The following is an 8,600-nucleotide window of genomic DNA, read 5'->3' on the forward strand; positions in this document are numbered from 1 at the left end:
ATGCTCTTTAATCTGGTTGGTGTGGCGTGGCTTCATATGTATCTTGCTGCAGCAGTGGAAGTCGGACTGCTCTGCCTAATTATTTGGTATGCATGGAAATGGCCCTCAACCTAAGGATAACGATATAATAGGAAATGACCTCTTTAAGGATTAGTCAGCTAACACATCATTTTATGATAAACATAAAATCATTTTGAATCATTTATGTAAACTATAAATTGCATCGAGCTATCAAAAATAAAAGGACAATAGGTTTAAGCCCTATTGTCCTTTTTTCATCTCTATGACTAATAAATGTGAATCTGTTTTTGATTCAATTAATATTTCCTCTTCTACGATTTCCATTGCATCTCTTGCCTCTAACGCAATGTTCTTGATAGTTGCATTGCCTTCTATGAGCACTAAATAGGCTTGTCGATTTTCTTTAACATCAAATTTTATTGTTTTTTCACCTTCAAGATTAAGAGAGAAGATATTGACATCCTGATTTACTTTTATAACAGCATCCCCCATTTTGGAGGAAACCATATGAAGCCACTTATTTTTTCTTAATTCCCATTCAAATTTATGGTCTCCATAATGTGGCGTATGTCCCTTATGATCCGGTAATATCCATATTTGCAAAAACCTCAATATTTTATCACCTAGGTTGTATTCATTGTGATAAACCCCTTTGCCGGCACTCATATACTGCACTTGTCCCCGGGTTAATGTACTCTTATTGCCCATACTATCACCATGCGTCAATTCACCATCGACAACATAAGAAATGATTTCCATATCACGATGGGGATGGGTATCGAATCCAGTTTTCGGTTCAACCAAATCATCATTTAGTACTCTTAAAACACCAAAATTAACGTTTGAAGGGTTATAGTATTCAGCAAAAGAAAAATGAAATTTACTCTTAAGCCACCCTAAGTCGCTTTTGCCCATTTGATCACTGCTAATTTTTCTAATCATTTGTTTCTCCTTTCTTGTTACTTTTACGCCTACTGTGAGGATACACATAAGGTTATGTAACACCTATTTTGACGGATAAGCCAATTGTTACTGATAACCCAAATCATACTTATAGCCTAGTTCATACCTATAATCTAATTCATACTTATAATCTATAAATGCTAACATAAAAATGTACAAAAACGCTCATATAAGAATGTACAGAAATGATTGAGTACGTTATAATGCTAAAATCAGATTTTGAAAGGATTTTAGACTAATGATTATTGAACTCAATCCAACAACAAACTTCAAGGTTGAGTGTCTTGAAGATTTAAGTACACTTAGCACTCTATATGAGGTGAACCATTTGAAACCAAATCTTTGCAGGCTATCAAGAGAACTTAATCATGATCGCCGAACGATAAAGAAATATCTTGATGGTTATAACAAACCGACTGTAAAAACTAAGTCATCCAAGATTGATGCTTTTTATGAGAAAATCACCGAGCTGCTTTCTGATGATAACATTCAGATCTTTGAGTACAAGCAAAATCTATGGCAGTTTTTGAAAGACAATCATGGTCTTAACTGTGCTGAATCTAGCTTTAGACGATATATATCAAAATATCCAGAGTTAGATGCATATTTCAAGAAAAGTAAAAATAAAATCAACTCACAGTCTATTATGAGGTTTGAAACAGAACCAGGCGAACAAGCACAACTCGATTGGAAAGAATCAATGAACTTTACTCTTTCAACAGGAGAAGTCATAGAAGTAAACATCTTTGTTCTGATACTCTCATATTCAAGATTTCGTATCTTCAAGCTGTCTCTTACAAAGTCTCAAGAAATACTTTTAAACTTTCTTACAGAGTCATTTGAAGCGATCGAAGGAGTTCCAAAAGTGCTGATTACTGACAACATGAAAACCGTAATGGATAGCCCACGAACCGAATACACTAAAGGTAAAGTAAACGATCGCTTCGCAAATTTTGCAAAGGACTTTGGGTTCACTTTAAAACCGTGCATAGCAGGTCGCCCAAATACTAAGGGCAAAGTTGAAACAACTATGAAACTCTTAGATGAAATCAAAGCTTATAACGGATTGCTCAGCTATCAAGAGCTTCATGAATTAGTAGTAAAGATCAATGATCGTGTTAATGCAAGCTATCACCAAGGAAGTGGTAGTATTCCTGCCTTTGCTTTCAAAAAAGAAAAAGACCACTTATCTGAACTTCCAAACATCAAGATAAGAGGTCACTACAAGATGATAAACACGAACCACAAGGTCAACAAATCAAGTTTGTTTTCTTTCCGTTCAAATATGTACTCTGTACCACCAGAATACATTGGAAAGACCGTGAGAGTTCAAGTTTATGCAAATCAATTGCATGTGTATTATAGCACAAAATTGATTGCAGTGCATCCTCTTACGAATCAAAAATTAAATTATCAAGAAACGGATTATCTTCAAATCACACGCAGAACCTTTAAATTTGCAGATGATCGAATACGTGATATTGCTAAGGAAAATTTACGAAAAATAGGAGACCATTATAAAAAATGAGCAGTAACTACAATCAATTAATCAGTAACCTAGAATATTTGAAATTAAAGCACATGCTCCTTCACCTTGATGAGACGATTGATTTTGCAAGTCGTAACAGTCTGTCCTTTGTAGACGCATTCTTAAGGCTATCCAATCATGAAATTGACTTTAAAGAAGCTAACATGATTAAGTCAATGGTTAAGGTAGCAAATTTTCCACATCTTAAGGAACTGAAAGACTTTGATTTTGACTTTCAACCCAGCGTTAACAAGCAGCAGATGCTGGACTTTGAATCGCTTAGATTCATAAATAAAGCAGAAAATATCGTTTTTTTAGGAACACCTGGTGTAGGAAAAACGCACTTGGCAACCTCCATCGGCATTGCTGCAGCTAAGAAAAGATACACAACCTATTTCATTAAATGTACTGAAATACTCGCACAGCTTAAGCGTGCAAAACTAGAAAATCGGCTTGATGCAAGGCTTCGACATTTTAATAAGTATAAGTTATTAATAATAGATGAAGTCGGCTATCTGCCAATTGATAGTGACGATGCTAAGTTGTTCTTTCAACTTATTGATAAGCGATATGAAAAACGCAGCACAATTATTACGACAAATATCTCTTTTGATACTTGGGATGAAGTATTCCTTGATCCGGTTATAGCTAATGCCATTCTCGATAGGATATTACATCACGCTCAAGTTGTTAACGTCATTGGGCCATCTTATCGGACAAGAAATCATTTCAAGTCTGAGTAAAATTGTACATTTTTATATGATCAAAATTGTACATTCTAATGTTGACATTTATATACCAGCTTGGAATCCAAAAAAATACAGTTTTTAATATGTAATCTGAAAGGGGCTTTAAGGCAATTAAAAGCATTCCGCCCATTATAAGCAATACAAGCGTATAAAAGATAAATGCTTTAGACTTCAGTTTACCTTTTAATCCTAGTATTTCTAAAATATTAAAGTTTCCCTGCTCCTGCTTTGCCACATATAGTAGATATCCAAGTTCTATAGGTATTATTGAGAAAAGCGTGGAAACACCAAGTAGGACTAGCTTTGGATAATCTGCTAAAATTCCTATTTTCGAAAAAATGATGTATACAATGCTTAAAGCAAATCCAGGAAACAGATGAAGAAGTATAAGTTTTTTGAAGCTTTTTATTTCTTGAGCTGTATTCATGTGATCCCCCTCTTTTATTTTATTAGCCATAATAATCTTAGCATTTATTTGACCATGTCTCTATAGTCAATATTAAACCAAATTAAAGCCTTATAGAGATCGATTACTAGTGGTTTAGTCTTATTACCACCTTCTAAATATGTATGCCCTCAATGGAGTATATGTGGCATCATATACTCAAAGTAAAAAAACCTCAGAAATCGGTTTCTGAAGTTTTTTCTATGTCTATTTGCCTTTAAGACTTGCCACACTCTCCACCTACAATAAAATATACAATATCCCTTGTTCAGGTTTAATTTATTCAGCAAGATAGCAACACAATTGCTCTACAGCAGTTTTTGCTTCAGGAACAAAAGTGTCCTGCAAATGAAAATCATGCCACATTTCATTCCAGCACTGTATTTCAGCTGAAATACCAGATTCTAATGCCCTTTCATAAAGAAGCTCTGCATCCCCTGAAAACACATCATGTTCAGCTTCATGTATAAGCAATGGTGGCAATCCCTTCAGATTCCCAAACACGGTTGAGATTTCCCTTGCTTTATGAACACTATCACCAAGATAGATATTAACCAAACTCAGGGGTTCATTGTTCTGGAAAGGGTCTACGCATGCCTTACTCTGGTAGGTTGCACTTTTGCCTGTTGCATCAAGGAAGGGTGTTAACATCGCTATTTTTTTTGGCATCACGCCACCCATATCACGTACCTTTTGAAGGGTTGCTAATAAAAGCATACAACCAAATGAATCTCCAAGGAGAATGATATCTTCCTTTGCGCCCCTTGATTGAGAAATTATTTGATAAACACTTAATGCATCTTCATGGGCCGCTGGATAGGTAAATTCCGGTGCTAGACGATAGTCCGGCATGATAATGTCCATCTTTAGTTGGTCAGAAAGGCGTGCAACAAATTCGCGATTTGAATGATAAATTCCTAAACACCCTCCACCTCCATGATAGTAAATGCCAATACAATTTGATTTCCCACCCTTATAAGAGAATCTTTCGCACGGTACCCTTCCAATCATGACAGTATCATTTTGAACTGTAATAGGTAATCCTATCGGCGTAGTTGCTGCCAATGTCTCCCTTATTTGATCTAAGGGTGCGTTCCATATATTCGCTTCACGAATCAACGCTCTAACCATCAAACCTTGCTCACTCATATTCTTAAATCCTTTCAAATAATATATTTGTACTATAATATTATTTTACTCAAATCCACTTGATATTCATGATCTTTCTTGCTGACTTTTCACAGTGTTGGATGCTTCTATCGGAACAAAAATCTGAACCGAGTTTTCTTCTGGATAAGCGTTAGGATACATAGTCATCATACCGATATCATTATCTGCAATTACAGCCTCATTAATAACGAGCCATCGATATAGATCCTCCTCAAACACCTCACGAACACCATACATATCGCCAGTATATTCAAAAGCGGCATAGTAGCCCTCTGGAATGTGAAAAGCAACATCCTCCTCATGTTGTTCCAGCATTTTTCTGCCGCAAAAAACTTGATAAAGGCCATCTTCTTTTCCACTACACTTGACAATGGTATAAAAAAAACTGTGTTCATAACGAATGTCCAGTCCAGACTTAATAATAAAGGGCTGCGTCTGTCCATCCATTTTTTCACGAAATCCTGGTTTTGTTGTATCGATAGAGAAATCCACCCCATACAATGTCATTGATTCTAAATAAATAATTTTGCCTTTAACAGCGAGTGTTCCTCGATAATTGGCTATATCTCGCTCTATTACAGAAAGCCTTGAAGTCACACTAAATGACTTGGTGTTTTTTCGAAAGGCAGAAGGCGATTGCCCAAACTGGCGTTTAAATGCACGATTGAATACTTCGGGATACTCAAATCCAAGGGTGAGTGCAATTTCTAATATAGAATATTGAGTCTCCGTTAACAACACTTGTGCCTTTTCAAGCTTTCTGTTAAGCGTATATTGCTTCAAGGAAATGCCCGTAACTCCCTTGAAAATGCGCGAAAAATGAAAAGCTGAAATACCTGCTCTATTGGCTATAACAGAAAGACTCAACTTAGATTCTAAATTTTCTTCAATGTAGTCGATAACGTCGTTTATTAGAACAATGTAGTAATTCATACTATATTACACATTTATCCTCTCTATAATCTTCAAAATGACTTGCTTTATTTGTCTTTCCAACTTCAAAAAACACTCCACATGGCTTGTTTGGCAGTAGGTTCACACTTCTTGTTTGTCGTTTGAAACATATTTGCCTACTTTAATTATACCAAATGGATTAGTAATTTTCTTATAGTATTCTTCACTGAATTTCCTATTGTAATCCATATTATTCATTTTACCTTTGTCTTAATCTATTTACTAGCAGTTATACCCCCATCTTCCCTGTCTCACTATAACTAATTAAATTGCAAAAGGCACAAAAAAGAACTATAATTTTCACAAAAGATCTATCAAATTAGATTAAGTACAAGGCTACCTATCGTGTTAGACTTCTAGCTTAACTCAATATTTGAAATTGGGTATGGGTTCATATATGTAGGTAAGACATTAAACTGGATTTTTTGAGGGGGATATTATGAATTCGTCATACGGTTTTATATCAATTAACATACTTGCCTTAGCTATGATTGCGCTGGCCCTGTTTGTGCTCTGGGAGAAAAAAGATAAGAATGCCGCTAAAGAATTAATGATGGTTTTTACATTTATTTTTATAGGATCATTATTTATTTTCTTAGAGGGAATCAACAATACAATCGAATACAAATTACTTTACAGAAACTTAAGTCAGTTTGGACTTTTTTTATTACCAGCTGCGTCCTATAATTTCGTAATGGCATACACGAATGAAGAAAACTCATTTTTTAAACGCATGAGAATAGTGAACTTTATATTTGCAATTACCTGTGTATTGCTTATACTCACAAATGATTTACATCATATAATGAGAGTTTCTGTTGCCTTAAAAGAAATTCCGAGTGGATTCGTTTTGAGAGTTAATCAAACCATTTTCGGTAAAATTGCAGTGGCAATAAATACGCTCATGAACCTAACAGCCATGGTCAAACTTTGGATATACATGAGAACGACGTCATCTGCCACCAAGACCCAGGTAAAAATCCTTTTAGTGGGTTTTCTAATCCCTATCATTTATACCTATACTAAAAGTTCTATATTAAACTTTACTGGGATTGAAATTCCTACGCCTCTGAGCTTTTTAGTAGGCGTGATATTCTTACTTATAGGTATGTATAAGTATGATTTCATGTCCATTTCACCTATTGCAAGAGACTGGGTTTTAGATGAAATTAATATTGGGATGATATTTACAAATGAGTCTGGTGAGATTGTTGATACTAATGTTTACGTAAAAGAAAACTTTAGTAAAAGTCATATTGAAACAGCTCAAATCATAAGCAATTATACAGAATGGCAAGAAGCCATTACAGATAAAAAAAACCATCTGCTCGATATAGAATACACAAACAAGAATGGTGAAACAGTATACTATAAAATCAGAGTTCATAATTTAACCAAAAAATCCAAACAATTGGGAAGCGTATCTCTTATAAGTGATATATCAAAAGAAAAAAAGCATCAACTAGAGCTTATTCAACTGGCTGAAAAGGATTCTATGACACAAGTCCTTAACAGGACTACTTTTGAAAGTAGAATAAATGAATTACTCGAAAACAAAGACAATGATTCAGATCGTTTTGGTCTTATGATCATAGATATAGATGAGTTCAAATCAATTAATGATACATTTGGACATCAAGCGGGAGACCATATCTTAAAAGAAGTTGTAAATATTATTAGAAATCATTTCAGAAACAATGATCTCGTTGGCCGTCTAGGTGGAGATGAGTTTATAGCCTATATAGATAATTGTAATGAAGAGGATGTCGAGAAAATTGCAAATAGAATAAAGACAAGCATATCTGATTATGATTTCAAATATAATAATCAAAATATTAAGGTGACTTTAAGTATTGGAATGACCTTAAATAGCAAAGAAACCACTTGCTTTGAAGACTTATATAGACAAGCCGATACAGCTCTTTATAAAGTAAAAGAAAATGGTCGGAACGGTTATTCACTGTACTCTGAGACTGCAAGATGATAAGGGCCTACAAAAGGACATATTAAGCCTCATCGGTAAATAAATAGAGATACTTAATCATGACCACCCGTTCAACGGGTGGTTTGTTCAGCCCTAGAAGGGCATGTTACTCGCATGAGCCTCAAGGCTCACTGAATTGGTTCGCCAACTGCTTGCTTTCACTGGCTGCTGCTAAAGCAGCCTTTTATTTTTTGCCTTCTTTTACTTGCTCACCCGTGAACGGGTCAATGTACTCCTGAATACTTATTTGATCAGATGCTATATCCTCTTGCAATTGATTTTTCACATATTCTCGTATCGCTTTTTCATTTCGTCCAACTGTATCAACGTAATAACCTCTACACCAAAAGTGACGGTTTCCGTACTTATATTTCAAATTTGCATGTCTATCAAAAATCATCAATGAACTTTTTCCTTTGAGATATCCCATCACACTTGAAATACTGTATTTCGGAGGTATTGAAAGAATCATATGAACATGATCTGGACATGCTGTCGCTTCTAGTATCTCAACACCTTTCTGTTCACATAACTTTCTCAATATTTTTCCTATGTCACCTTTAATTTTTCCGTAAATCACTTGGCGTCGATACTTAGGTGCAAACACGACGTGGTATTTGCAGTTCCATTGGGTATGTGCTAAACTGTTCTTATCCATTAACGGATCCTCCTTTTGCTTTTTGGTTGGCGAACCATTTTTATTGTAGCAAAAGGAGGATTTGTTTTTTGACTCAAAGCTAAAGCTCTTTGGAACCACCGGTAGAACCGGTGGTTTTCGTTATACAA

The 8,600-nt window shown here is 35.1% G+C and carries 7 protein-coding genes and 1 pseudogene; 3 read left to right on the forward strand and 5 right to left on the reverse strand.

What is annotated here, in order from left to right; translation table 11 throughout:
• Positions 1–261: 261 nt before the first annotated feature.
• A complete protein-coding gene (locus AC220I_RS14185; protein WP_486724507.1) occupies positions 262–963 on the reverse strand; it encodes a pirin family protein in 702 nt (233 codons plus the stop codon).
• A gap of 259 nt (positions 964–1,222) precedes the next feature.
• Between AC220I_RS14185 and istA the strand changes: the two are divergent.
• Together istA and istB are read left to right on the forward strand one after the other, a co-directional pair.
• A pseudogene (istA, locus tag AC220I_RS14190) lies at positions 1,223–2,505 on the forward strand (IS21 family transposase).
• A gap of 3 nt (positions 2,506–2,508) precedes the next feature.
• On the forward strand, positions 2,509–3,255 hold the full coding sequence (gene istB / locus AC220I_RS14195) for an IS21-like element helper ATPase IstB (protein ID WP_486724508.1): 747 nt from the start codon (positions 2,509–2,511) through the stop codon (positions 3,253–3,255).
• On the opposite strand, the gene AC220I_RS14200 is transcribed toward istB, so the two are convergent.
• From AC220I_RS14200 to AC220I_RS14210, 3 genes are all read right to left on the reverse strand, one after another.
• Positions 3,242–3,688 (reverse strand): hypothetical protein, encoded by a 447-nt coding sequence (locus tag AC220I_RS14200; protein WP_486724509.1) that lies wholly within the window; start codon positions 3,686–3,688, stop codon positions 3,242–3,244. The genes istB and AC220I_RS14200 overlap by 14 nt on opposite strands.
• Positions 3,689–3,985: 297 nt before the next feature.
• On the reverse strand, positions 3,986–4,855 hold the full coding sequence (locus tag AC220I_RS14205; RefSeq protein WP_486724510.1) for an alpha/beta hydrolase fold domain-containing protein: 870 nt from the start codon (positions 4,853–4,855) through the stop codon (positions 3,986–3,988).
• Between the two features lie 66 nt (positions 4,856–4,921).
• A complete protein-coding gene (locus AC220I_RS14210) occupies positions 4,922–5,809 on the reverse strand; it encodes a helix-turn-helix domain-containing protein (RefSeq protein ID WP_486724511.1) in 888 nt (295 codons plus the stop codon).
• Between the two features lie 460 nt (positions 5,810–6,269).
• On the opposite strand from AC220I_RS14210, the gene AC220I_RS14215 reads away from it, so the two are divergent.
• Entirely contained in the window at positions 6,270–7,814 is a 1,545-nt protein-coding gene (locus AC220I_RS14215) for a histidine kinase N-terminal 7TM domain-containing diguanylate cyclase (RefSeq protein ID WP_486724512.1), read from the forward strand.
• A 184-nt stretch (positions 7,815–7,998) separates the two neighbouring features.
• On the opposite strand, the gene tnpA is transcribed toward AC220I_RS14215, so the two are convergent.
• The gene (gene tnpA, locus AC220I_RS14220; RefSeq protein WP_486724513.1) at positions 7,999–8,472 is read right to left on the reverse strand and encodes an IS200/IS605 family transposase; all 474 of its coding nucleotides are present in this window, start codon (positions 8,470–8,472) and stop codon (positions 7,999–8,001) included.
• Positions 8,473–8,600 lie beyond the last annotated feature (128 nt).

The sequence above is a fragment of the Fusibacter sp. genome (assembly GCF_057447755.1).